The sequence below is a fragment of the Photobacterium sp. GB-56 genome (assembly GCF_003026105.1).
GTDB lineage: Bacteria > Pseudomonadota > Gammaproteobacteria > Enterobacterales > Vibrionaceae > Photobacterium.
The window spans coordinates 89,689-114,301 of sequence record NZ_PYNW01000004.1; the positions used below are offsets into that span (position 1 = coordinate 89,689).

Here is a 24,613-nt window from a genome sequence, read left to right on the forward strand (position 1 = left end):
AAATCGATTTTAATAAACCAAACTTGTGATATCACTTAGCTTTCTAACCATCCTATGACTACGATTGAAAACTAATGATGATTTTGTAATCAAGAAATGATCTAACTTTAAAGTTTGATTGATATGAATAAGTTATCAGTAATTAGCTTTAGTTCTTGCCTCATAATTCAACACAAAGTAAGGTCGATATACAGTAATGGTGTTTAATGTATTTTTGAATACACAGGGTTTAGATGACGATTTATTTAAATACTCGTCTTATTAACAAGGAAGTATTGGTGTTTTATGACAACTGAAAATGAATTAACGTTAACTGCAATGTTGACGTCATCAGTGCAGTTAACTGGACTTGAAAGTGGTGAGGTGGGGATTGTCTCACTCGATGATCTTATTGCTCATGATATTGGTGTTCACCCTTGTGCTGTTACAAAGCCTGAATCACTTTCTACTGAAACGACAGCGGCTATTTTTGATGCGCTAGAAGCCGATAATCAAACGCCTGTCGCTGAGTTATTTGTAACCAAACTTAGCCAGTTATTAATTGCAGCGGCAGCCACACAAGGTGATGCGCCGTTAAAAGTATGTTTAACCAGTGATAACTCATATTCTCGTAGCCATTTATTAGGTGCGGAAGTAGAGCCAGACGAAATTAACCCAGCAATGGGATTACGTGGTGCATCTCGACTAGGTCATGCCGATTACCGAAAAGAGTTTGAGCTAGAATGTGAAGCGATTAAACGCGCACGCCTTGATGCGAAAAATATCGAACTTGTTGTACCGTTTGTTCGTACGTTCAGTGAAGCGGCAACAGTGATTGATTTATTGGCTGAGCAAGGATTATGTCGCGGTGCTGATGATTTAAAAGTCTTTATGATGTGTAGTGTCCCTTCTAATGCATTATTAGCAGAAACATTCTTGCAGTATTTTGATGGTTTTATTGTTGATGTTGAACAATTAGCGCAATTTACTCTTGGTCAAGATATTGAGAATACATCGTTAAACTACATGTCGGATGCACAAAACGACGCGCTACTTTTGTTAGTGAAAATGTTATTAACCTCGGTTGGAAACTCGAATAAGCCGTGCTTGGTATACAGTCGTTTTATTGAAGACTCACCACGTTTTAGTTCATGGTTACAAGAGCAAGGTGTCACTCACGTTATATGTTGAGCTAATGCTAAATAGTTAGTGCTATAGAATTAAAAACGGCATGGTTAATTTTAACCATGCCGTTATATTTTGTATTTTATAAAGAGAATAGGCTGAATTAATCCATTTCTTGCATAGCAGAAACAACAGAAGGATCGTTGATTAGGTTAAATAACAAGCTTTTTGCTGAAGCGCGTTGAGCGTCAGATAAAACTTTTTTCGGGTTTTCACGGGTTAGCGTCAAAATACTGGTGACAAATTTACTGTTCGTACCTGAGAGCTCATAAGCAAAGCGTAATGTATCCATTAATTCTGCTTGAGGTAGGCTATAAACGGCCATTTCACAACTCAAACCATCCATAGCAAGGAAGTTGTTTACTATTTCTTTCTGCTTAGCATTAAACTTTTGTTTGGCTTCAAAAGCATCAATTAAAGCCTGTACTCGATCGGCGATGGCTACAGGTACTTCCATTGTTTTCGTTTTATGAGTCATTGCTGATTCTCCCGACATAGCTGTAAATATATTATTGAGTCAGTTTACGTTGTTGTTTACCGTTTGGCATTTCTTTCTTTTAGACATAATGCAAGTGTCAAAATTGTTATCAAAACCGATTATTCACCATTCGTATCATCATGATAAGGTTTTGTATTCTTAATTAATTTCAATTGCACAATTAACTCATCTAAACGATAAACCAATTGACGTGTTAGCCATAGATAACCATAAGGGCCCAATAAAATCGAGTCTTTTGGTTGTGATATTTGTAATGCCATCTGTTTTAGTTGATGAATGTCCGGCAGTTCAATATTAAGATCTTTATCATCGGCTAATTGATTTAAAATCAACACTATTTGCTGCTGATAGTTTTTCAATCCTGTTTGCTCTAATAACTTACGGCGACCGATATCTGAGCTCCAATGGGTTTCGATGAGTTGTTCAATTAAGCTAATCATTGAACTTTGAATCGTTACAATCGCTTTATAGTGTCCTGTTGACTTTGGGTTTTCCTTTTGTACATTCGCCAGCAAACTAATCATTTTTATTTGGCGTTCATTCACTTGGTTTTTGATCCGCGCTAGGATCTTAATACTTGGTATATGGGCTGATGCATGTGCTTGATAAAGCTGACGTAAATCATGCATGTTTTGATTAAATAGCATATCCCATGAATATTTAGCGCGAATAGGGAAGAGCATTGAAAAAGACATCGCGATCAAACTACCAATAATGATATTAGTGACTCGCCATAATGCAACAGAGACTTCTTGGGCACTGTTACCTTGATATGCCACGATGATCAGCGTCATTACGGCTAAGAAAAAGATATATGTATTTTTACCATGTGACTTAAGCGACAGTAAAAAACACCAGGTTAGTATCCAAATAGGAATAAATGCAACGAGGTTTTGTGGAAAAAAGACAGTAACTAAACCTAAAATGGCGCCGAGTAATGTCCCACCTACACGTTGAAAGCCTTTTTGTTTGATCACGCCTGCATAAGGCTGCATTAACACCACTGCGACTGTGACTGGTCCCCACATTGAATGAGGTACTGGAATAAAGTGATAAAAGACCAAGCTAAATGCGATAGCCATAGTGACACGAAGGGCATGAGAAAATTGTGCGTGCGTTAACAGCAAATTTTTAAAACGAAGATACATAGCGTGCCATAAAGTTAGGTAATTACTTGCTGTGATTATGCGATTAAAATCATAGTCTATCCACCTATTTATGTGTTGTAGGTATCGAGTATCTAACGGGTTACTAAAAATTATGCTGTTATTTTGTAATGGATATTTATTTATCGGCGGATCACTTTTCTTGGTACGACTTCAACGCCTTGCTGATAATGACCTTGAACTGCAGAGAGGGCGAGTTGTAGCGCATGATCAGCAATTAAATCGAATTGCTGTGGGAGTGATTGGATTTTATTGGGTAAAAAATCAAGTAATCGATTATCACCAAAGGTTGCCAAGTATGTTTTTGCCATTACATCGGGATACTTTAACAAACAATCTAGAATACCCTCAAACAAGGTATAAGAAGTGGCAAGGATAGCTTCAGGAAAACAGTTTTCATCAATCCATTGTTGAGCAATTAGTGCACCATGGTGTTGGCTAAATTGCTCACCATAGGCAAGGCTAACATTCATTGTTTTAGGGTGATTATTGATTGCAGCTTGAAAACCTTGCTCTCGCTCAATAGAAACACCCAGTTCCGCAACGGCGCCAATTAAGCCGATCGATGAAATAGATTGATCTAACAATGCGTTCGTTAATGCATAGGCACCATCAAGATCTTCACTGATAACGGATGCAAAGTATTCGTCATCTAACGCGCGATCAATGGCGATAACTGGGGTACCTTTTGCCTGTACTTTTTTGTAAAACTCATTATCAGCAGGAAGGGCACTCGCAACAATAAGTGCGTCTAATTTACGACTTAATAATAGATTTGCGACGTCTACTTCAGTGACAGGATCATCATCACTACACGAGATAATAACTTGATAACCTGCAGTTCTAGCATTCAATTCTAGTAACTTAGCAATCTTTGCATAGCTCGTATTGTCGAGATCGGGGATGATCAAACCTAGCGATTGACTACTTCCTGCACGAAGGGAAGACGCCGCGTGATTGGGGCGATAATTGTGCGCATTAACCACAGCGAGGACTTTTTGTTGTGTCTTGTTACTGATTCGATATTGCTCAGCTTTACCGTTAATAATATAGCTAGCTGTGGTTCTTGATACACCAGCAAGCTTGGCAATTTCATTCAATGTCATCAGTTGATACTTCCATTTAAAGCTGTTTGCGCAGCGCGTTTTGCTATAAATAGCAATTCCTATCCTTATTTCATAACACTAGATATAGATTTAAGGCCAATTTGTGCGTCTCATCATAGATCTAATAATCGCTATGCGTTGATCAATTGTAATTTAAGCTGAAACGATTCAGTATTCAAGCTGAAAGGTTTCAGCAGAATCTATAGGTATAAAATGTTCCCATAATTCGACTGAAACTTTTAATTTGCCCATTTGCTGAAACGATTCAGCCTATATGAATAAGATTCGATACTATCGGAGTTAGAGATGTTGTCATTATCAAAACACGATATTGCTTTGCGTAAATCAGCAAACAATAAACAAGATGCAATCAAAGTACTGGCATCAGAGTTAGAGTCAGAAGGCTTAGTTAAAACGGGATACGTCAATGGTATGTTGGCGCGTGAAGCCCAAAACTCAACCTATCTTGGTAATGGTATAGCGATCCCACACGGTACAACAGAGACGCGAAATCTTGTTAATAAAACAGGTGTAAAGGTTCATCATTTTCCTCAAGGCGTAGACTGGGGCGAGGGGCAAACTGTTTATTTAGCCATTGGGATCGCTGCTAAATCCGATGAGCACCTTGAGATTTTAAAGCAATTAACCAAAGTGCTGTCAGCAGATGGTATCGATGAGAAATTAAAGCGTTGTGATTCAGCAGATGAAGTTATTACGATTTTAATGGGTTCAGAGCAATCGGAAGCAGAATGCAATGCTCAACTTGTTTTAAAAGATTTTCCAGCAACTGATTTATTACAGCTAAGTGCGGTTGCTGCCGGTTTAATAAAGCATCAAGGCTTTGCGAGCAAGCAAATGGTGGCGGATGTTGTCGCAAAAGAGCCGAGTTACTTAGGTCAGGGATTGTGGTTAATAAGTTGCAATCAAGAGGTTGAGCGAACAGCGATTGCTATTGTGACACCATCAGTAATCTTTGAAGAGCACAATCATCCAGTTAAAGGGGTAATTGTTATTGCGGCGAAAAACAGTAGCTATATTGCCAATATTGAACGACTCACTCAGCTGATTTATAGCCAAACGGTTGATGCGTTTTTGTCATCAAGCCCAGAGCAAATGTGTGCAGTGCTTTCTCAAACTCAATTAGAAGGCAATAGCGCAATATTTACGATTAAAAACCCGCATGGCTTACATGCTCGTCCGGGGGCAATGCTAGTTAATACCACCAAGAAGTTTGATGCAGATATACAAGTCGTTAATGTTTCTGGCGGCAGCAAAGCGGTTAATGCAAAGAGCTTAATGAAAGTGATTGGGCTTGGTGTTAAATGTGGTAACGAATTGAAATTTACAGCCAGTGGTAGTGATGCTGAACAAGCACTAACGGCGATCGGACAAGCTATTGCCGATGGTTTAGGCGAGAAACTTTAAGGGTGAAAATAATGAGCGAAACAGAAATTAAACCGTCACTTAAAGTTGTCGCCGTGACGTTAAATCCTGCCTTGGATCTAACTGGGCACCTATCATCTCTTACTGCCGGTACGGTAAATGTGGTGGATTCAGGTTCACTTCATCCAGCAGGTAAAGGCGTTAATGTTGCAAAAGTACTCGCGGAATTAGGTGCGGAAGTAACGGTAACGGGATTATTAGGCCGTGAAAATCAAGACGGTTTTTGTCAGTTATTTGAACAGATCGGTGTTATTGATAAATTTGTCAGGGTATCAGGCGCAACACGTATTAACGTTAAATTGGTTGAGCAAGATGGGCGAGTAAGCGACATAAACTTCCCCGGTGTTGAAGTAAATGCCACTGACATTGCGAAATTTGAAGCGACATTATTTGAACTGGCAAATAGCCATGACGTTTTTGTTATCGCAGGTAGTTTACCCCGTGGAATTTCAACCCAGCAATGTGCGAAATGGATCGAGCAACTTCAACAGCAAGGTAAGCAAGTGTTGTTTGATAGCAGTAAAGCGGCTTTTGCTGAAGGGTTAGACGCAAAACCATGGCTGGTTAAACCGAATGATGAAGAATTAGCGGACTGGGCAAAATGCGAATTACACAGCGATGAAGAAATCATTGAAGTGGCAGAGCAGCTTGCTACTAAAGGCATTGAAAATGTAGTGGTGTCACTGGGTGCGAAAGGAGTGATGTGGCGCAATTCTGAAGGTTGGTTACGTGCCGAGCCGCCTAAAATGACGGTAGTTAGTACTGTTGGTGCTGGTGATACCTTAGTTGCAGGTATGTGTTGGGGGCATCTACAGCATTGGACAAAATCAGAGACATTACGTTTTGCAACGGCGCTATCAGCGTATGCAGTCACACAAGTGGGTGTTGGCGTTGATGATATAAACGCAGTCAAAGCAATCGAAGAAAACGTTCAGCTTTCATAACAACATAAAAATATAACGTGAAAAGTGCAGAGGTCGAATAATGAATATTAGTATTATTACCGCATGTCCAAGCGGTATCGCAACAAGCTTAATTGCTGCCGGTTTACTTGAAAAAGCCGCCGCCGAATTAAAATGGCAAGCCAATATTGAGCGCCATACATCGTTAAAAGCAACCAATATGCTGACACAACTACAGATCGAACAAGCTGACTGTATTGTGATTGCCGCTAATGAAAATCTCGCCATTGATGAGCAACGTTTTGTTGGTAAGCGAGTCTTTCGTGCAGATGTTACCGCTTGCATGGAAAACCCAACCGCGTGGCTACAAAAAGCGGTTGAACTAGCTTCAGAACTGACGGTTGAAAGTGTGGCAACTCAAGCGATATCGACCAAGAAAAAGATTGTCGCAGTCACCGCGTGCCCAACAGGTGTTGCGCATACGTTTATGGCAGCTGAAGCGCTAGAGACCGAAGCTAAACGTCAAGGTTATGAGATTAAAGTTGAAACACGTGGTTCAGTTGGTGCTAAAAACCAGTTAACAGCCGATGAAATTGAAGCTGCTGACTTAGTGATTATCGCCGCCGACATTGATGTCGACTTATCGCGTTTTAATGGCAAAGCACTGTATAAAACCAGTACTGGATTGGCACTAAAGAAAACAGCCCAAGAAATAGAGAAAGCGTTTGAACAAGCAACGCCTTATACACATACCGTTAAAGAAAATAGCGAGAAGAAAGAAGAAAAAGCAGGCGTTTATAAACACTTAATGACAGGTGTATCTTACATGTTGCCATTAGTTGTTGCCGGTGGTTTGTCTATTGCACTGTCGTTTGTTTTTGGTATCGAGGCATTTAAAGAGCAGGGCACATTAGCGGCGGCCTTAATGAAAATTGGTGGTGAATCTGCCTTTGCATTGATGGTTCCTGTATTAGCTGGCTTTATCGCTTTCTCCATTGCAGATCGCCCGGGTCTAGCACCTGGCTTAATTGGCGGTATGTTAGCAAGTGCGACAGGTGCGGGATTCTTAGGCGGTATTGTTGCAGGTTTCCTCGCAGGTTACAGTGCAAAATTCTTAGCCGAAAAAGTGAAACTGCCACAATCAATGGATGCATTAAAACCTATTTTAATCATTCCGCTGGTGGCGAGTTTAATTACCGGTCTTGTAATGATCTACATTGTTGGTGGTCCAGTATCGGCAGCAATGGAAGGATTAACCCACTTCCTAAATACAATGGGCTCTGCAAATGCTGTGCTTTTAGGTGTGATTTTAGGTTGTATGATGTGTTTTGACCTTGGTGGGCCAGTGAATAAAGCAGCTTACACCTTTGGTGTGGGTTTATTAGCGTCACATACTTATGCGCCAATGGCTGCGGTAATGGCTGCAGGTATGGTACCAGCAATGGGCATGGGTTTAGCAACGTTCCTTGCAAAACGTAAATTTGCAGCAAGTGAAAATGAAGCGGGTAAAGCCTCTTTCGTATTAGGTTTATGCTTTATCTCTGAAGGTGCGATTCCATTTGCAGCGCGCGATCCTATGCGTGTGATTCCATGCTGTATGCTAGGTGGCGCATTAACAGGCGCATTGTCTATGTTATTTGGTGCAAAACTAATGGCTCCACATGGTGGTCTGTTTGTACTGTTGATCCCTAACGCCATCACACCGCCACTACTTTACCTTGTTGCAATTATTGCAGGTACATTAGTAACGGGTATTTCTTACGCGATATTAAAGCGTCCAGAGCAAAGCTCGGCAACAGAACTAGATACAGCAAAAGCGTAATATAACGACAGATATAAAAATGGCGGGATGTATTGAATACACTTTATTAGAAAGTATATTCAGTCCATCTCGCCATTTTTTTGCTTAAAGTTTAACGTTGTGTTTACTGAGCAGGTTTCGCTTTATTTCGTGGGTTACGTGGAATGCCCGTATCACGATCAGTAATTGGTTTACGACGTTTAGGCTTAGTTGATTTTGTATTTTCACCACGTGGCGCATTGTTTTTCGAGCGTGTATCGCGACGAGGTTTACGCTCAGAATTTTCGCTATCACCGTCACGAGGTGTCATTGGTTTTTTAAACTTAGGCTTATAGTTTAAAACCGAAACCGGTACGTCTTTTTTCGGTACAAAACCTTCGATTTCTTTACGTGTGATCAAATGACCAAGTAGGCTTTCAATCATGCATAGATTTTTAAAGTTATCGCGTGAAACAAATGAAATCGCTTCACCCGATGCTCCTGCACGACCCGTACGACCAATACGGTGAACATATTCTTCTGGTGGGAACGGCAGATCGTAGTTAACAACACGAGTCAGTTGCTCAATATCGATACCACGCGAAGCGACGCCAGTGGCAATAAGATATTGCAATTTACCGTTTTTAAAATCTTCCAGTAATTGAGAACGTACGGCTTGGCTACGACCACTGTGGAAAGACTCAGCGGAAATGCCACGCTTTTCTAATTGGGTAACCAGTTTTGCTGCACCATGTTTAGTTTCGATAAAGATTAATGCTTGATCCCATTTTTGTTCTTGGATCAAATGGCTCAGCAGTGCTGATTTCATGTCTTTATCAACAGTAACAAGCCATTGATCGATTTTTGGATCAGCAGAAGCATCTTTTGCAACTGAGATTTCAATGGGATTACGCACCGCTGTTTTTGCAAGAAAGCGTACTTGATCAGAAAGCGTTGCAGAGAACAGCATGTTTTGACGATCAACAGGTAAACGCTCAACAATCTTATTAATGTCTTCAATAAAGCCCATATCTAACATACGGTCAGCTTCATCAAGTACAAGAATTTCAATGGCATCAAAGTGGATTGCACGCTTAGTGTACATATCTAATAGACGACCGGGAGTGGCGACAAGAATATCAACACCTTCAATTAAGCGACGTTTCTGTGGTTCGTAATCAACACCACCGTACATTGCCATTGACGTTAAATTTAAGTGCTTACTGTATTGCTTAATATTGTCTTCTACTTGAACGGCTAATTCACGTGTAGGCGCAAGAATGAGCGCACGTATACGTTTTGCGCGAACTTTGGTGCCATCATCTAGCATTTGTAGAATAGGCAGTACAAAACTGGCGGTTTTACCCGTACCTGTTTGTGCTGCTGCCATCAAGTTTTTACCGGTTAGTGCAACAGGAATGGCTTTTTCTTGAATAGGAGTAGGAGAGGTGTAACCCATTTCGGTTACGGCTTTAACGATAGAATCGTTTAATCCAAGCTTAGAGAATGGCATGTAGAATCTCAAAATAAATCATTAAATAGCTAATGCGGCGCACTAACTAACGCAAATACGTACATATTATACCACGCTTAACAATCAGCTGTATGTAGTCAGGCAGAGAAGACAAAAGCAACTAGTTACTAATGATGTTGTTTCTCACTAATGCGCGGCGGACATTATTACAAAGTTTGCCAAATCGACGGATCTCATCAAATTGCGGTGTTTCACCTCGTGAAATAGCGGATTCCCAATAGGTTAAATCAGTATCAACGAGCTCTAACAATTTTTTAGGACAACCGACGCATTTGTTATCAGGGCCACAGACAAACGTACTTTCATCATAAAGAGGAAATTGTTCTTTTACTTGGCTGATTATACTCAACATCGCCGTTTTACGGTCGGGCTTCTTATTCATCATAAAGACTTCCGATAAAATAATATTCTAAAACAGCATAAAACAAATATCTATTGGTAATCATCCTATACTTATGAAAGGTAATAAAACGAAGATATAGATAAATATCATATTGATATAAAACACTATTTTTATTCAATGATCATGTCTAAAAAATTAGCCATAAAGCGCAAATATGCTTTGCAAAATGCATTTTGAGAATAACAGTTTTAATTAATAAGACTTAATTACCTGATAAATCAATAAGTTGCCTGTTTGATAAATTGGCTGGTTAATTGCTCTGTTTTTAGGTAAGTCACTTGATTGTGTGTTGATAAAATTCAGTATTGCAGGGTGATAAGGATGGCAAGAATGATTCAAAGGCGAGATCTCTCGAAATTCGTAGCATCTTTTATGTTTATGACTTGGGCGTTATTGAGTAGTAATGCCTTTGCACAGCAAGATATGGTCGCAGAGCCTGATTGGTTAAAAGCGCAGATTGCAGATAAACAGCCTGTTGTGATTTTCGATGCCCGTGCGAAAGAAGATTATGATAAAGGCCATATACCTACCGCAATCAGTTTTCCTGTGGATGATACTTACGTTATCAAAGACGGTGTTTATTACGTTAAAAATAAGGTCACTATTGCCCCTCTTTTACGTAAAAAAGGGGTAACAAAAGACACCAAGATAATTGTTTATGATCAAGGTGAGCTTATGCATGCGTCACGCTTATTTTGGGTATTAGAGCTATATGGCGTGAAAAATGTCGCCATACTCAATGGCGGACTGAATGCATGGCAACAACATAATGCTTTGTCCCAAACAGCAAATAGATTACCTAAGTCTGATTTTGTTCCTGTCTTAAAATCGAATATTTATGCGAGTACGACAGTAGCAAAAGTCGCTGTCCATAACCCTAATTATGAGCTTTATGATAGCCGCACGTATGATGAATATTTAGGGAAAAAATCCGTGACTGATAAATATGGTCGAATACCTAAAGCTAAATATATCGAGTTGAATGAGTTTTTTACGACTAATGCAGATGGTCAAAAAATCTTAAAACCTAAATCAGAATTGTCTGACATATTAAGTAAATTGGATAATAACAAGAAAACGATTACATACTGTAATAAAGGTACGGCTTCAACGTTATCTTATTTCTTATTTAAACAAGCTGGATTTAATGTCGCTCATTATGATGGTTCATGGTTAGATTGGTCTGCAAAAGGACTACCCATAGAGAAGTAATATTATCTAAAGGGTTAATGATGAAAAATAAATTGGACGATAATTGTCTTAAAAATGGAAAGAATGAGCGATTAAACGCCAAGATATCACATGATATTGATGTGCATCATTTGTACCATAAAACGAGTTTATTCAGTAAAATAGCGCTGGTAATGAGCAGTGTTCTACTGTGTGTGATGTTAACCGCGCTATATATTAGTTATTACAACAATACCCAGCGAGTCGTCAAAGACATTAAAGTAATGATGAATACCTTTTCACCATTAATCATTGATGCCGCTATTTATAAAGATACAGAAACGTCGATAGAATTAAATCGCTCATTGGAAACCCATAAAAAAATACTCTCTTTATCATTGTATGATTTAGATGGGGATTTAATTCATTTTTATGAGAAGAATGATGGCAACACTTATACACCATTAGCACAAGCCCCTGGTTTATCTATTTATGATGGGAACTATACCCTTACTTATCCAGTATCTTTTAATGGCGATAATATTTTTAATTACGTTATATATTACAGTTCGGCTGACATTATTCGGACGATATTAATACAGCTTTTTGTTTTTATTCTCCCGTTCTTGTTTTTTATTATCTTTATTTTAGTGTACATGTACCGCAAAGTGACAAGACCACTAACGTTTTTGATTGGTCAACTTCCTAAAATTGGTTCAGGTGGTGTGAATATTGCGGAAGTTGAAGATGCAGAAGGGGAGGTGTCATTATTAGCCAGTGAATTAAAAAAAGCTGATGAGTGTATTTACAATACGGAAAGCAAGCTACAAGGCTTAAATAGAAAATTACGAGAGCAGGCCAACGATTTAAGCGAAGCAATAAAAATAAAAGCCGAATTTATGGCGAATATGAGCCATGAAATAAGAACGCCAATGAATGGAGTCCTTGGCTTTGTACAATGCTTAGAAGAGCGAAATTTAGATCAAGAATCACAACGGCAGATTGGTTATATAAAAGAGTCGGCTTATTCATTGTTAGTTATTATTAATGAAATATTGGATTACTCTAAACTAGAGTCGGGTAATGTGGAATTACACATGACGCCATTTAATTTAAAGCCGTTTGTGCATAGCTGTGCGACTCCATTTATCCATCAAGCCAAGATAAAAAAAATACAATTATCAACAGAAATAGGTGAGGGGTTAGCAGATAGCTATACTGCAGATGAAGGTCGATTAAGACAAATTCTGATTAATCTTATTGGTAATGCGGTTAAATTTACCCATACAGGCTCTGTAACATTAGTGGTTGAAAAGCGAGAACCGCCTGAGCAGCAGTGCGAAGAATTAAAAAAATATAACGATAAACATATTCAATGGCTGCGCTTTAAAGTGAAAGATACGGGGATTGGCATTGCTGAAGAAAAACTCGCATTTATCTTTGATTCTTATACCCAAGCTGATGGCTCTATTTCTCGCCAATTTGGTGGAACAGGGCTTGGTTTATCTATATCTAACAGCTTATGTCGATTAATGTCAGCAAAATTACAGGTTGAAAGCACCATTGGTAATGGCACAGAGTTTTGGTTCGATATTCCACTAAAACAATCGGATATTCAGAGAAATGAAAATGGCGAAGATCATGCATTAATCACTAATCTTAGCATGTATGAAGATCGTAAGATTTTAGTGGTTGAAGACAGTATGGTTAATCAACAATTAATTAAGGCATTTTTAACCGCATTTGGTTTGAAAAACATCACCATTGTTAATGACGGGGTACAGGCGGTTGAGTATATGATAGAAAATACCGCCGATGTGATATTAATGGATTGTCAAATGCCTAATATGGGGGGATTAGAGGCGACAGAATTAATTAGAAAGATGCCGTCAATCTCTCGACCTATCATCATAGCCTTAACAGCAAACGTCATGGAGGAAGAGAAGAAACGTTGTTTAAGTGTCGGTATGGATGATTATGTATCGAAACCGATTGAAAAAATCATGCTTTATAAAAGCTTACTACGTGCATTTGATAATGAACATGGTGAATATTGGGCTGCCAATATTTAAAAAATTATCCTACCTATTAATACTGCCTATCAGTCTAATTGAAAAAAACGATTGTTTTTTACACGCTATTTTCTGTAATTTATTAGTCATAAAGTATCGATATGAATTATCACTTTGAGAGTTAGCGCCTATCTGATAAGTTACGACCCAGCAAGGTATTTAACACCATTAAGTAAGTAGAGAGAAAATGGCAGTTTTAGAAATTTTAACCGAACCAAATCCAAAGCTACGCGTTCAAGCAGAAGATGTTGTAGACGTGAAAGCTGAGCACATTCAAACGCTGATTGATGACATGCTTCATACCATGTACGAAACGGGTAATGGTATCGGTTTAGCGGCACCTCAAGTTGGCCGTAAAGAATCTATCATTGTTATCGACTTATCTGAAGAGCGCAACGAGCCACAGGTATTCGTAAACCCTAAGATTGTTCGTGGTGAAAATCCTGTTGTTGGTCAAGAAGGTTGTCTATCTGTTCCTGATTACTACGCAGATGTAGAGCGTTTTGAAAAAATCGAATTAACAGCGCTTGATCGTGATGGTAATGATATTCACCTTGAGCGTGATGATTTCCTTGCTATTGCATTACAGCATGAAATTGATCACCTAAAAGGTATTCTTTTCATTGATTATCTATCACCTCTTAAGCGCCAAATGGCAATGAAGAAAGTGAAGAAATTCTTGAAGGCACAAGCGAAGTAATTCATTCTCGCTTAGAAAAAACGGTGAAAGGTTGATAGCCTCTCACCGTTTTTTTTATGTCTTAATTTTGCGTCAAATTACAGTAATCAGATGGCATACCATGCTCGTTTAATTCGTGACGCTGTAACGAAACTTGACGACCAAAAATAACCGGTTGGTTATATTTACCGTGACCGATAAAAGGGAAGTAATACACGGGTTTGCCAAGTTGTTTAGCAAATTGTTCAAGCACATGTTTATACATTAGACGGTCTTGATCGTTAGGATCCATGTTGTAGTACTGACCAAACACAATCGCATTAACGTCAAAGTCTTTTAAGAACAGTAATTGCTGAAGATAGCGATCAAGCTGGCGGTAAGTAACACCAATATCTTCCAGCAGTAAGACTTTATTTGAAAAATCAGGTTGGTAATGTGTGCCAAAGGTGGCTGAAACTAATGTGTGATTACCACCGATAAGCTGACCCGATACAGATGCGCTCTTAGCTAAATCATTGAGAGGCAATACGTTGTTGTAGCTCACCCCGTCATTTATTAAGGTTTTTAAATCAGGAATAGGTTGCTCATTACCGCCGTTGGTCGCTTGATTGGTTGAGGCGTTCACAGCATGGACTGATTGCCAGCCTAATTCGTTATTAATAAAACTATGGATAGCTGTAACATCGCTAAAACCAACAATCATTTTTGGTTTTATTTCCTGCAACTGTGTCTTGTAAGCGTGCAAAAATGGCAAGAGGTTTAACGCGCCACCACCACCACGGAAGAACCATAGGACATCAATCGTAGGATCCAGTAAAGCGGCAATAAGGTTATTTGCTCGTTCTTGATCAGTATTCACATAACCGATGTCGGAAATCACTTGGTTTAAATATTTGGTGGTAACCATGTAACCATGGGCAATAAAAGTATCAACCACGTTATTGACGCTTTGTTCATCATATTGAGTTGAACATGAAATTAGGGCGATTTGGTTCAAATCTTTTGCGCAAATATGATCGGAATCTAACGCATTATTGTTCATTGTATTCATATTAGATCTGTCTTCAATTTAGCGTGTGCCATGTTAAAAACCACTGAAAAGCGTGGTTTTTAAAGATGGCAATGAGTATAACAGATTGTTTCTTCGTTATTTTAGGTCAGCGTCAGAAATCACGGCGCAGGGTAAATTGCACCTAATGTGGTTAATCGTGATGCGCCAGTTACTTCGGGTAAATTACCTGATAATCCATGTAGCGTGCGATAGCCAAGCCATGCAAATGCCATTGCTTCCATGTTATCGCTATCGACACCACGCTCATTGGTGGTCGTCACTGTCCAATCAATTAGCAGTTCTGTTAAACGACGCATTATTAATGGGTTATGGACTCCGCCACCACACACTAATAACTCATTAGGCATGTTATCGGGCGTATCTTGCGCTGTTTTTCTTACATCGTTGGCAATGGTTACTGCAGTGTATTCCGCTAAGGTTGCCTGTACATCTTCAGGCTTAATGGTTAAACCTGATAAATGTTGCTCTAACCAAGGCAAGTTAAACAATTCTCGTCCAGTACTTTTCGGTGCAGATAGTGATAGGTAAGGTTCGCTGAGTAGGTTAGCTAATAGCTTTGAATTAACCTTTCCTGATAATGCCCACTGTGCATTTTTATCATAGCTTTGTTGAAGGTGTAGGTTGATCCATGCATCCATTAACATGTTGCCAACACCGGTATCAAAACCTATTACGGGTTTATTCGGTGTCAGAACGGTTATATTGGAAATACCGCCAATGTTTAAAATGATACGATTAATGTTTTTATCGCTAAATAGTTGCTGGTGGAATGCAGGCACTAATGGCGCACCTTGACCACCAAATGCCATGTCTTTACGGCGAAAATCAGCAACGGTAGTAATCCCTGTGTTAGCAGCGATGATATTGGCGTCACCTAATTGCATGGTAAAAGGATAGGGTGAATCGGGAGCATGGAAAACGGTTTGACCGTGACTGGCAACGGCTTTGATACTCTCTGCTGAGGTAGCTGTTTTCTCAAGTAATCCATTTACTGCATCTGCAAATAAATGGCCTAAACGGTGATCAAGCTCGCCAATGGCTAGGAGATTGGTTGACTGTCCAATACAAACGTCGAGTAATGCTTGCTTTAAATCACTCGGCATTGGGTGGTCATAATTGCCTAATAGGGTGATTTTAGTGTTATCTATTTCAACCAACACAGCATCAACACCGTCCATGCTAGTGCCAGACATTAGGCCAATATACTTTTCCATCGCAAATTCCATACATATTACAAGGCTGTAGCCATACTTTAGAGCTTACTGTTTCATAATTAAATAGATTTTAACGAAGTGCTTTGCATATATTTTAAAAGTGAAGCCAAAATATAGGCGAATAGCCCAAAAGGTTTTGAAATTGATCTAAGAAACAGCCGACGGAGTGTCGGCTATTGAAGTGATATTACGAGTGAATAAGTAATATCGAGATAGTCTTATTTTAAATGCTTGAACTGAAGATGGACTAAGCGCTGGTAGAGTTCGCAGCTTTTAAGTAATGATTCATGATCGCCTTCATCAATAAGTTCGCCACCCTCTAATACAGCGATTTTATCTGCGTGCTGTATCGTTGATAGTCGGTGAGCAATGATTAATGTAGTACGATCTTTCATTAGTTCTTCAAGTGCTTGCTGTACATAGTGTTCGCTCTCACTGTCTAGCGCACTGGTTGCTTCATCAAGTAGAAGAATTTTAGGGTTTTTAAGGATAGCCCGTGCAATCGCAATTCTTTGTTTTTGACCACCAGATAAACGCACGCCTCGCTCGCCTAAGAAGCTATGATAACCATTAGGTAGTTTTTCAATAAACGCATGGGCATGGGCTTTTTTTGCCGCTTCAATCACTTCTTCATCTGTTGCATCTGGGTTGCCGTAACGAATGTTATGGAATACATCATTACTAAATAATGCAGGTTGCTGAGGAACGAGTGCCATGTGTTGACGAAGTTCATTTGGAGCAAATTGACGAATATCTTTATTACCAATTAAAACTTGACCTTGTTGTGGATCGTAAAAGCGTTGAAGTAATTCAAAAAGCGTTGTTTTACCGGCACCTGAAGGCCCTACAAGAGCTAACACTTTACCCTGTTCAGCAACTAAGTTTAATTGATTGATAGCAGGATGATTTAAGCGAGAAGGATAGTGAAAGATCACATTGTTAAAACGAATGTCTGATGGCTGAGAACAGTCAATTGATTCGTGATCATGTGGCGTACAAATATCACTTTTTACTTGCAGGATTTCTATGAGTCTTTCCGTCGCGCCAGCTGCTCTTTGTAACTCACCAAGCACTTCTGAGATATTTGCCATTGAAGATGCAGCCATGATGGCATAAAAAACGAAAGCCCCTAAATCACCTGCTGACATTTCACCCTTTATCACATCACTGCCACCAACATATAGCATGCCTGCAATTGCGCTAAAAACGATGGCAATGACACCGGCTATTAAAATAGCGCGTTGTTTTACTCGTTGTCGCCCCACGTCATAGGCTTTTTCTACTTCCTCCGCAAAAGCTTGCTTTTCATATTGCTCAGCACTAAAACTTTGTACTGTTTTAATATGCTCAATGGCTTCTCCTGCATAGCTACCAATATCAGCCATCGTATCTTGGCTTTTTCTTGATAGTGCGCGTACACGTCGTCCGAAAAATAAAATAGGTATCAAGATAAAAGGAACAGAAGCAAGAACGATAAATGTCAGTTTAAAGTTGGTCGCAAATAACATGATTATGGCGCCGAAACATAATAATGCACTGCGCATGGCCATTGAAAATGAGGAGCCAATTATATTTTGCAATAAAGTGGTATCAGTCGTTAGTCGTGACATAATGTCGCCACTACTGTTAGTTTCAAAGTAACTAGGGTGTAGTGAGATAACATGGTTAAATACGGCAAGACGGATATCAGCACTCACTCTCTCACCAACGGAAGAGACGAGATAAAAACGAAAATATGTGCCAACTGAGATACAGATAGTTACGCCAATAATAAATTGAATGGCATGGCTAAGGTCGGTCAGTGATTGCTGGGCAAACCCCTGATCAATCAAAATACGAACCCCGTAACCAATTGAAAGTGTAAGACTGGCTGTGGTGAGAAGAGAAGCTAAAGCAGCAATTACACGCCACTTATACGGTGTAATGTAGGTCTTAAGCTTTAAAAGGATACTGAGCCTTTTGTTGTTATTCTTACTCATAGTGTTGGAAAGACCCCTTGCTACAAATCACTTAATACGTACTTTTCTAATTGAAAGATCGTAATCACTTTATATCAGTCATTGAATCATGCTTTACATCTAACAAAAAAGCCACTGGGTTAGTGGCTTTTTAGAATTCTTTAGAAAAGGAAATAGGATTTTATCTTTAATGTAATCTAGTCGTATTGCCTTTTAAACTTTGTACGCCTTGATCCGAAACGACTGATTGCATCTTATTGGCAAAATTCATTAGTTCAAGGCTAACTGGAGAGCGTGCAATCAGCTCTTCTTGATCATTAGTGATTTCAATCGCATGGCCTGTGGTGCCATCTTCATATGTACCAGATACAAAATGAATCGAAGTATTAATCAAAATTGAGTGTCCATACTCTTTTTCAACTAAATTCATCCAGTACATCAACTCATCGTGGTTTTCGATAATTTTAGCATTCATATGCTCTATCCTTGATGTATTAGTGCATTTTCTAACGTCTAATTGTATAAAAATGCTTTTATTTATAATTACTTAGTGATGATAGAGTATCAACCATCACGAAAGAATAATCGATGAATTGTTATTAAAATAATTACTCTAACGCCAAAAAGGAGAGATTGAGCAAATTACTCAACTTCAATTTTCATTAAAGAGTCAAATGAGCCGTAAAATAGTCAATGACTGCACGAATTCTTGCTGGCATAAACTTACTTTGCGCGTATTGCAGTGCAATATCACCGTGATAATTGCCTCGAATAGTCCAATCTGGTAACACTTGGATCACCTTACCAGCAACAAGATCGTGTTTAATCACAAAGTCAGGAAATATCCCAATACCCAAATCATCTATTACGCCTTTCAATCGCATTTGAGAGTGATTGACGGCATATCGACCAGAAACAGCAACGGTTATTTGTTCTCCGTTCTTATCAAAATCCCATATGTGATCGATGTTATTTTCACCAAGGTATAAACAATCGTGATGTTTCAAATCGCGCGGATGTATTGGCATCCCACGCTGGGCAATATAGTTAGGGCTGGCACACAACGTCAGATTCACTTTGCCAATTTTCTTTAGTACTAAGCCTTCAGAGGGTCTTTCTGTTAAACGAAATACCACATCAATACCTTCAGCGATAATATCAATATCACCATCACAGGCTTTTAGTTTTAAATTTACTTCCGGATATTGTGTTAAGAAAGGTTTAACTAAAGGTTGAAGAAGAATGTTCATAAAGGCTTTTGGTGCTGCAATTGTGACAGTCCCAGAGGGCACAGTATGCTCAGAGCTTGATATTTCAATTGCTTGTTTAGCCGCATCAATCATCTGAGTACATTGTTTATAAATACGATTACCCGACTCACTGATCATCAATTTGCGTGTTGTACGTTCTAACAGCTTTACCGATAAGGCTTTTTCTAACCGTGCGATTTGTTTACTGAGTGCGGATGGCGTAACACCTAATTTACGTGAAGCGGCAGTATAACTGCCTTCATCTACAATAACGATGAAGGTGGCTAAATCTGGCATTAGTGCGATGAGCTTATGTGTATCCATTTATTTGTGCCTACAGTTCATTAATCATTTTCCATCGCAGGGGATAATAGTTGTTTTTAGCATGATTTAGAATGGCAATATTAGCTTGTAGTTATCTGTATTGGATTAATTGTGATTTAGGAATACAAATAGCTTAAAACAAGGTCTAGCTACGATTTTTATTCAGATATAGTTGCTATGATAGTTGTTTATATCATGTGACGAGAATGTTGTGAGCTAATTTTCGCTAACCAACATTAACCATAATAATACTGTGAGGGACATCATGACTTCTGCATTCTATACCCAAATCCAAAAACAAATTGAAGATGTAAAAAGTGAAGGGTTATACAAATCTGAGCGTGTGATCACATCACCGCAAAAAGCAGCGGTATATATCCAATCGGGTCAAGAAGTCTTAAATTTCTGTGCCAACAATTACCTTGGTTTAGCCAACCACCCTGAGTTGATCAAAGCGGCTAAAGAGGGGATGGATGAGCACGGTTTTGGTATGGCGTCTGTACGTTTTATTTGTGGTACGCAAGATGCGCACAAAGAGTTAGAGCGTAAGCTGTCTGATTTCCTTGGTATGGAAGATACGATCCTTTATACCTCATGCTTTGATGCAAATACGGGTTTATTTGAAACGATTTTAGGTGCAGAAGATGCGATTATTTCTGATGCATTAAATCACGCGTCAATCATTGACGGTGTACGTTTATGTAAAGCGATGCGTTTCCGTTATGCCAACAATGACATGGCAGAATTAGAGCAACAATTAATTGCAGCAAAAGAAGCAGGTGCACGTAATACATTAATCGTAACTGATGGCGTGTTCTCAATGGACGGTGTTGTAGCGAACCTACCTGCGATTTGTGATTTAGCGGATAAATACGGCGCACTAGTGATGGTTGATGACTCTCACGCGGTTGGCTTTATGGGTGAAAATGGTCGTGGCACGCATGAATACCATAACGTTATGGATCGTATCGACATTATTACCGGCACATTAGGTAAAGCGATGGGTGGTGCATCAGGCGGTTATACCGCAGGTAAGAAAGAAGTGATTGACTGGTTACGTCAACGTTCACGTCCATACCTGTTCTCTAACTCAGTCGCACCTGCAATTGTTTCTGCTTCAAATCGCGTTATTGATTTATTAGCGGAAAGCGGCGAACTTCGCGATCGTTTATGGGAAAACTCGGCGCATTTCCGTACTCGCATGACAGAAGCTGGCTTTACGATGGCAGGGGCTGATCACGCGATCATTCCTATCATGTTAGGTGATGCAAAAATTGCGGCAGAGTTTGCCGAGCGCGCCCTAGAAAAAGGCATTTACGTGGTTGGTTTCTCATTCCCTGTTGTACCAAAAGGCAAAGCACGTATTCGTACGCAAATGTCAGCAGCACACACACCAGAACAACTGGATAAAGCGATTGATGCCTTTATCGAAGTGGGTAAAGAGATGGGCATTATCTAATTAAAGCTTTACGTTATTCAATGTGACGAAAACATATTGCTACTACTGCATGGTAAGGCAAAGGTTCAATAACATGCAGTGGTAGATGGACGCTGAAAAGCATGTTGTATCCTAAAGAAATAAGCGATTAATATAATGAAAATCAAAGCTCTTTCTAAATTAAAGCCTGAAGAAGGCATCTGGATGACTGAAGTAGATAAGCCTGAGGTCGGTCATAACGATCTGCTTATCCGCATCAAGAAAACAGCAATTTGTGGTACTGACGTTCATATCTACAACTGGGATGAGTGGTCACAAAAAACGATCCCTGTACCTATGGTTGTGGGTCATGAGTATGTCGGTGAAGTGGTTGGGATGGGGCAGGAAGTGCGTGGCTTTGCTCTTGGCGATCGCGTTTCGGGTGAAGGCCATATCACGTGTGGTCACTGCCGAAACTGTCGTGGTGGCCGTACTCACTTATGCCGTAACACCATTGGTGTGGGTGTAAACCGTGAAGGGGCATTTGCGGAATACTTAGTGATCCCGGCATTTAACGCATTCAAAATTCCTGATGATATTTCAGATGATGTTGCGTCTATTTTCGACCCGTTTGGTAATGCTGTTCACACCGCACTGTCGTTCGACTTAGTGGGTGAAGATGTGCTGATCACAGGTGCAGGCCCAATTGGTATTATGGCTGCGGCTGTAGCAAAACATGTGGGTGCGCGTTATGTTGTGATCACGGATGTGAACGAATACCGTTTAGATCTTGCTCGTAAAATGGGCGTGACCCGTGCGGTTAACGTAGCTAAAGAAAGCCTGACGGATGTGATGGCAGAGCTTGGCATGAAAGAAGGCTTTGACGTGGGCATGGAAATGTCGGGTAACCCTGCGGCATTCAACAGCATGCTATCAAGCATGAACCACGGCGGTAAAATTGCCCTGCTAGGTATTCCACCATCAGACATGGCAATCGATTGGAACCAAGTGATCTTCAAAGGTTTGATCATCAAAGGTATCTATGGCCGTGAAATGTTTGAAACATGGTACAAGATGGCAACCTTGATCCAATCAGGTTTAGATCTATCACCAATCATTACTCACCATTACAAGATTGATGATTTCCAACAGGGCTTTGATGTTATGCGCTCTGGTCAGTCTGGTAAGGTTATTCTTGATTGGGAATAACATTTAACGTTATTTTTTAATCGGCATAATAAAAACGGCACTGTCAACGATATCTCATTAATAGGTTGAATTGACGGTGCTATTCAAATCGAACACCACAGACATATTTTGACTGCCACTATTCGTCATACTTTCCTTCGCTTTTAAAATTTCATTCCATTACAAATTAAATTGTTTATAACTTCTTGCTCGTAGCCTTTATACTACAAAGATATCTGTAAATATCCGTTAGGAAAGGTAATGCAAGAACAACAGCAACCTGCTCAACCAGCAAAAAAAGAAAAAGAATTAACGCTAGAGCAGCGACTTTTACAAAATAATCCGCTTCATGGCTTGAGCCTTGAAAAAATGCTAACCGAACTCGTCGATCACTACGGTTGGGAAATTTTAGACACGGCAATGCGTTTTAACTGTTTCAATACTAAACCGTCTATTGCGAGTAGTGTGAAATACTTGAAGAAAACAGAGTGGGCGAGAGAGAAACTAGAAGCTTTCTACCTATCACGTTTTAAGCGTATGCCACGTGCAACAGCCGCTGAATTAGAAATTCCACCACGTATGCGTACCTTTGCTGATGGCATTGTACCTAAAGAGCCAATGGAACTAACCGTTGAATCAATTCTAGCATCGCAAGCAAAAGCGGCTTCAGCTTACAAAGAACGTGCTTCTCGCGGTCGCAGTAATAGCCGTGGCGGTGGTCGTAACCGTCGATAATTTTGTTTAGTAAGTATTAGTTACGAGTAAGCTGATATTTAAGCAATAAAAAAACGCCTTATTACAAAGTGACATAGTAATAAGGCGTTGTTGTATTTAGTGATCAGCTAATTTAAATCTTGGTATTATTTATCGGATAATACGGTTGCAATACGTGAACAAACAGGAATATTGGTTGCATCTAAACCTGGTGTTGTATTGTGGAAGTCAAACGCTAACTTCACATCTGGTCCAAATACAAGACAATGTGTTGAACCACCAAAGTGGAACATACCCAATTCATCACCTTTATTTAAGTGTTGACCTTCTTTTACGGTAATTTCACAAGACGACACTTCTGCCATACCTACTGCAATAAAGCACATTAAACCAATCTTTGGATTGTCTGATTCAATAAAGATCACTGCGCGAGTTGCAACTGCGGTTAAGAAAGGCTGAGAGTTATTCGGCGCGCTGTCATCAGCCCCTTCTGGATTATCAAAACCTTGGTATTTATTACCTAAGTAATATGAACCGTTAACAATGAAGGCTTTTTTCACTGTTCCTGAAACAGGGCTATTCCAACGGTGATAACTTAATGCACTTAAGAATGCTTGATAAATTGTACCGCCCACGAATTGTTTCGCGAGTGGATCAAAATCCATCATATTCTGTAGTGAATAAGGTTGACCTTTTAGCCAAAACTCGGATGTTTCAGCCACGTTTTCTGCCACTTGCAACGGTGCTGATTCACATGCATTAGCAATAATGTCATCACCTTCAGCAATTGGACGAACACCTTTTACGAACTCACGAGTGAAAAAGTCATCCCATGATTTAAAGCCATAATACTTATCATCAGGATCACATTGGAAAAAGTGCTCAAACGGTAATGCTTTAAGTGCTGGATCAGAAGTGGCTTGGCAAGCGACTCCAACCATTTCACGTTTAGCTGTTGGATTTAACCAACCTAACACCTTCGGTGTACGATTAAGATCATCGTTTACTAATACGTAACGGGAGTCAGAGCTTGAAAGGAAAGAAGACCAGTAAGTTAATATTTTCTTAATTTGCTGATTCACTAATGCATTTGAGAAGAATGTGTAGCCAGCAGGAGTTGCCATCGGCCAATCTAATAACGCATTAATAGGAAAACCAATTAAACCACAAGGATTGAGTTCGCCGGTTTTAGGGTCGGTATATTCAGTACATTCAGGCGCTTGCGTCATAATTGCGTTTAATAGCACAATAAATTCATCAAAACTCATGACTTCTGGTGTACCTAGCGGCGTTAATTCTTTTTGATTACCCGCATAGCTAAACATACGTTCAGCGAGTTCTTTTAGGCTTTCATCATTATCAACCAAATCTTTAAATTCTTGGATAGGTTGAACAAGCTCTGCTGGATGTTGCTCAGTGTGTGTTTTTAAGTGTTGGATCCAAGCATTAACATGTGCTTTGCTTTTTGGTAGCCAGTTACCGAAAGAATGGATATTCATAATAACTCCCTATTTATTAACCTAATGTTTGAAAATTACTATACGCTTTGAATAAACAT

Annotated in this window: 21 protein-coding genes; 10 read left to right on the top strand and 11 right to left on the bottom strand. The window is 39.5% G+C overall.

Annotation, left to right across the window (positions count from 1 at the left end):
* Positions 1-285 precede the first annotated feature (285 nt).
* Positions 286-1,170, top strand: a complete 885-nt coding sequence (locus tag C9J42_RS06790) for a putative PEP-binding protein (RefSeq protein ID WP_107205895.1) — start codon at positions 286-288, stop codon at positions 1,168-1,170.
* Positions 1,171-1,267: 97 nt separating this feature from the next.
* Here C9J42_RS06790 and C9J42_RS06795 read toward each other — a convergent pair whose 3' ends face one another.
* The 3 genes from C9J42_RS06795 to cra form a co-directional block, all read right to left on the bottom strand.
* The gene (locus tag C9J42_RS06795) at positions 1,268-1,642 is read right to left on the bottom strand and encodes a hypothetical protein (protein ID WP_107205896.1); all 375 of its coding nucleotides are present in this window, start codon (positions 1,640-1,642) and stop codon (positions 1,268-1,270) included.
* Between the two features lie 119 nt (positions 1,643-1,761).
* Complete coding sequence (locus tag C9J42_RS06800) at positions 1,762-2,811, bottom strand: FUSC family protein (protein ID WP_107205897.1); 1,050 nt, start codon at positions 2,809-2,811, stop codon at positions 1,762-1,764.
* Positions 2,812-2,951: 140 nt separating this feature from the next.
* Positions 2,952-3,935: a catabolite repressor/activator gene (gene cra / locus C9J42_RS06805; protein WP_107301815.1), complete on the bottom strand. Its 984-nt coding sequence runs from the start codon at positions 3,933-3,935 to the stop codon at positions 2,952-2,954.
* Between the two features lie 306 nt (positions 3,936-4,241).
* Here cra and fruB point away from each other — a divergent pair, with 306 nt between their 5' ends.
* From fruB to fruA, 3 genes are read left to right on the top strand one after another with little or no spacing between them, the layout of a single operon-like run.
* The gene (fruB, locus tag C9J42_RS06810) at positions 4,242-5,360 is read left to right on the top strand and encodes a fused PTS fructose transporter subunit IIA/HPr protein (protein ID WP_107205899.1); all 1,119 of its coding nucleotides are present in this window, start codon (positions 4,242-4,244) and stop codon (positions 5,358-5,360) included.
* Positions 5,361-5,371: 11 nt separating this feature from the next.
* A complete protein-coding gene (gene pfkB, locus C9J42_RS06815) occupies positions 5,372-6,322 on the top strand; it encodes a 1-phosphofructokinase (RefSeq protein WP_107301816.1) in 951 nt (316 codons plus the stop codon).
* 40 nt (positions 6,323-6,362) lie between these two features.
* A complete protein-coding gene (gene fruA / locus C9J42_RS06820) occupies positions 6,363-8,102 on the top strand; it encodes a PTS fructose transporter subunit IIBC (RefSeq protein ID WP_107301817.1) in 1,740 nt (579 codons plus the stop codon).
* A 103-nt stretch (positions 8,103-8,205) separates the two neighbouring features.
* Here fruA and C9J42_RS06825 read toward each other — a convergent pair whose 3' ends face one another.
* Both C9J42_RS06825 and C9J42_RS06830 read right to left on the bottom strand, forming a co-directional pair.
* The gene (locus tag C9J42_RS06825; protein ID WP_107301818.1) at positions 8,206-9,573 is read right to left on the bottom strand and encodes a DEAD/DEAH box helicase; all 1,368 of its coding nucleotides are present in this window, start codon (positions 9,571-9,573) and stop codon (positions 8,206-8,208) included.
* 121 nt (positions 9,574-9,694) lie between these two features.
* On the bottom strand, positions 9,695-9,976 hold the full coding sequence (locus tag C9J42_RS06830) for a hypothetical protein (protein ID WP_173425657.1): 282 nt from the start codon (positions 9,974-9,976) through the stop codon (positions 9,695-9,697).
* 342 nt (positions 9,977-10,318) lie between these two features.
* On the opposite strand from C9J42_RS06830, the gene C9J42_RS06835 reads away from it, so the two are divergent.
* The 3 genes from C9J42_RS06835 to def all read left to right on the top strand — a co-directional run bounded on the left by C9J42_RS06835 (position 10,319) and on the right by def (position 13,939).
* On the top strand, positions 10,319-11,209 hold the full coding sequence (locus tag C9J42_RS06835; protein ID WP_233217601.1) for a sulfurtransferase: 891 nt from the start codon (positions 10,319-10,321) through the stop codon (positions 11,207-11,209).
* Between the two features lie 152 nt (positions 11,210-11,361).
* The gene (locus C9J42_RS06840; protein WP_233220731.1) at positions 11,362-13,239 is read left to right on the top strand and encodes an ATP-binding protein; all 1,878 of its coding nucleotides are present in this window, start codon (positions 11,362-11,364) and stop codon (positions 13,237-13,239) included.
* Positions 13,240-13,426: 187 nt separating this feature from the next.
* Positions 13,427-13,939, top strand: a complete 513-nt coding sequence (gene def, locus C9J42_RS06845; RefSeq protein ID WP_005367524.1) for a peptide deformylase — start codon at positions 13,427-13,429, stop codon at positions 13,937-13,939.
* A 61-nt stretch (positions 13,940-14,000) separates the two neighbouring features.
* Here def and C9J42_RS06850 read toward each other — a convergent pair whose 3' ends face one another.
* The 5 genes from C9J42_RS06850 to C9J42_RS06870 form a co-directional block, all read right to left on the bottom strand.
* Positions 14,001-14,969 (bottom strand): LD-carboxypeptidase, encoded by a 969-nt coding sequence (locus C9J42_RS06850; RefSeq protein ID WP_107205905.1) that lies wholly within the window; start codon positions 14,967-14,969, stop codon positions 14,001-14,003.
* Positions 14,970-15,088: 119 nt separating this feature from the next.
* Positions 15,089-16,204 (bottom strand): anhydro-N-acetylmuramic acid kinase, encoded by a 1,116-nt coding sequence (locus tag C9J42_RS06855; RefSeq protein ID WP_107301820.1) that lies wholly within the window; start codon positions 16,202-16,204, stop codon positions 15,089-15,091.
* Positions 16,205-16,422: 218 nt separating this feature from the next.
* Positions 16,423-18,183: an ABC transporter ATP-binding protein/permease gene (locus tag C9J42_RS06860; protein ID WP_107301821.1), complete on the bottom strand. Its 1,761-nt coding sequence runs from the start codon at positions 18,181-18,183 to the stop codon at positions 16,423-16,425.
* A 166-nt stretch (positions 18,184-18,349) separates the two neighbouring features.
* Positions 18,350-18,637 carry a hypothetical protein gene (locus C9J42_RS06865; RefSeq protein WP_107205910.1) on the bottom strand — a complete coding sequence of 96 codons (288 nt, stop codon included), beginning with the start codon at positions 18,635-18,637 and terminating at the stop codon, positions 18,350-18,352.
* Between the two features lie 187 nt (positions 18,638-18,824).
* Positions 18,825-19,736: a LysR family transcriptional regulator gene (locus tag C9J42_RS06870; RefSeq protein WP_107205911.1), complete on the bottom strand. Its 912-nt coding sequence runs from the start codon at positions 19,734-19,736 to the stop codon at positions 18,825-18,827.
* A gap of 265 nt (positions 19,737-20,001) precedes the next feature.
* Between C9J42_RS06870 and C9J42_RS06875 the strand changes: the two genes are divergently transcribed.
* The 3 genes from C9J42_RS06875 to C9J42_RS06885 all read left to right on the top strand — a co-directional run bounded on the left by C9J42_RS06875 (position 20,002) and on the right by C9J42_RS06885 (position 23,076).
* On the top strand, positions 20,002-21,195 hold the full coding sequence (locus tag C9J42_RS06875; RefSeq protein WP_107205912.1) for a glycine C-acetyltransferase: 1,194 nt from the start codon (positions 20,002-20,004) through the stop codon (positions 21,193-21,195).
* A gap of 135 nt (positions 21,196-21,330) precedes the next feature.
* Entirely contained in the window at positions 21,331-22,362 is a 1,032-nt protein-coding gene (tdh, locus tag C9J42_RS06880) for an L-threonine 3-dehydrogenase (RefSeq protein ID WP_107205913.1), read from the top strand.
* A gap of 240 nt (positions 22,363-22,602) precedes the next feature.
* Positions 22,603-23,076 (top strand): VF530 family DNA-binding protein, encoded by a 474-nt coding sequence (locus C9J42_RS06885; RefSeq protein ID WP_005367537.1) that lies wholly within the window; start codon positions 22,603-22,605, stop codon positions 23,074-23,076.
* 125 nt (positions 23,077-23,201) lie between these two features.
* Here the strand turns inward: C9J42_RS06885 and C9J42_RS06890 are convergent, their stop codons facing one another.
* Positions 23,202-24,554: a phosphatidylserine decarboxylase family protein gene (locus C9J42_RS06890; protein WP_107205914.1), complete on the bottom strand. Its 1,353-nt coding sequence runs from the start codon at positions 24,552-24,554 to the stop codon at positions 23,202-23,204.
* Positions 24,555-24,613 lie beyond the last annotated feature (59 nt).

What these genes read in the sequence shown, in the direction of transcription:
- C9J42_RS06835 (WP_233217601.1), top strand. Translation starts at nt 10,319, where the DNA reads ATGGCAAGAATGATTCAAAGGCGAGATCTCTCGAAATTCGTAGCATCT.
- C9J42_RS06885 (WP_005367537.1), top strand. Translation starts at nt 22,603, where the DNA reads ATGCAAGAACAACAGCAACCTGCTCAACCAGCAAAAAAAGAAAAAGAA.
- pfkB (WP_107301816.1), top strand. Translation starts at nt 5,372, where the DNA reads ATGAGCGAAACAGAAATTAAACCGTCACTTAAAGTTGTCGCCGTGACG.
- C9J42_RS06790 (WP_107205895.1), top strand. Translation starts at nt 286, where the DNA reads ATGACAACTGAAAATGAATTAACGTTAACTGCAATGTTGACGTCATCA.
- C9J42_RS06865 (WP_107205910.1), bottom strand. Translation starts at nt 18,637, where the DNA reads ATGAATGCTAAAATTATCGAAAACCACGATGAGTTGATGTACTGGATG.
- C9J42_RS06830 (WP_173425657.1), bottom strand. Translation starts at nt 9,976, where the DNA reads ATGAATAAGAAGCCCGACCGTAAAACGGCGATGTTGAGTATAATCAGC.
- C9J42_RS06870 (WP_107205911.1), bottom strand. Translation starts at nt 19,736, where the DNA reads ATGGATACACATAAGCTCATCGCACTAATGCCAGATTTAGCCACCTTC.
- tdh (WP_107205913.1), top strand. Translation starts at nt 21,331, where the DNA reads ATGAAAATCAAAGCTCTTTCTAAATTAAAGCCTGAAGAAGGCATCTGG.
- C9J42_RS06875 (WP_107205912.1), top strand. Translation starts at nt 20,002, where the DNA reads ATGACTTCTGCATTCTATACCCAAATCCAAAAACAAATTGAAGATGTA.
- C9J42_RS06795 (WP_107205896.1), bottom strand. Translation starts at nt 1,642, where the DNA reads ATGACTCATAAAACGAAAACAATGGAAGTACCTGTAGCCATCGCCGAT.
- C9J42_RS06890 (WP_107205914.1), bottom strand. Translation starts at nt 24,554, where the DNA reads ATGAATATCCATTCTTTCGGTAACTGGCTACCAAAAAGCAAAGCACAT.
- cra (WP_107301815.1), bottom strand. Translation starts at nt 3,935, where the DNA reads ATGACATTGAATGAAATTGCCAAGCTTGCTGGTGTATCAAGAACCACA.
- def (WP_005367524.1), top strand. Translation starts at nt 13,427, where the DNA reads ATGGCAGTTTTAGAAATTTTAACCGAACCAAATCCAAAGCTACGCGTT.
- C9J42_RS06860 (WP_107301821.1), bottom strand. Translation starts at nt 18,183, where the DNA reads ATGAGTAAGAATAACAACAAAAGGCTCAGTATCCTTTTAAAGCTTAAG.
- C9J42_RS06855 (WP_107301820.1), bottom strand. Translation starts at nt 16,204, where the DNA reads ATGGAAAAGTATATTGGCCTAATGTCTGGCACTAGCATGGACGGTGTT.
- C9J42_RS06840 (WP_233220731.1), top strand. Translation starts at nt 11,362, where the DNA reads ATGAGCAGTGTTCTACTGTGTGTGATGTTAACCGCGCTATATATTAGT.
- C9J42_RS06800 (WP_107205897.1), bottom strand. Translation starts at nt 2,811, where the DNA reads ATGTATCTTCGTTTTAAAAATTTGCTGTTAACGCACGCACAATTTTCT.
- C9J42_RS06850 (WP_107205905.1), bottom strand. Translation starts at nt 14,969, where the DNA reads ATGAATACAATGAACAATAATGCGTTAGATTCCGATCATATTTGCGCA.
- fruB (WP_107205899.1), top strand. Translation starts at nt 4,242, where the DNA reads ATGTTGTCATTATCAAAACACGATATTGCTTTGCGTAAATCAGCAAAC.
- C9J42_RS06825 (WP_107301818.1), bottom strand. Translation starts at nt 9,573, where the DNA reads ATGCCATTCTCTAAGCTTGGATTAAACGATTCTATCGTTAAAGCCGTA.
- fruA (WP_107301817.1), top strand. Translation starts at nt 6,363, where the DNA reads ATGAATATTAGTATTATTACCGCATGTCCAAGCGGTATCGCAACAAGC.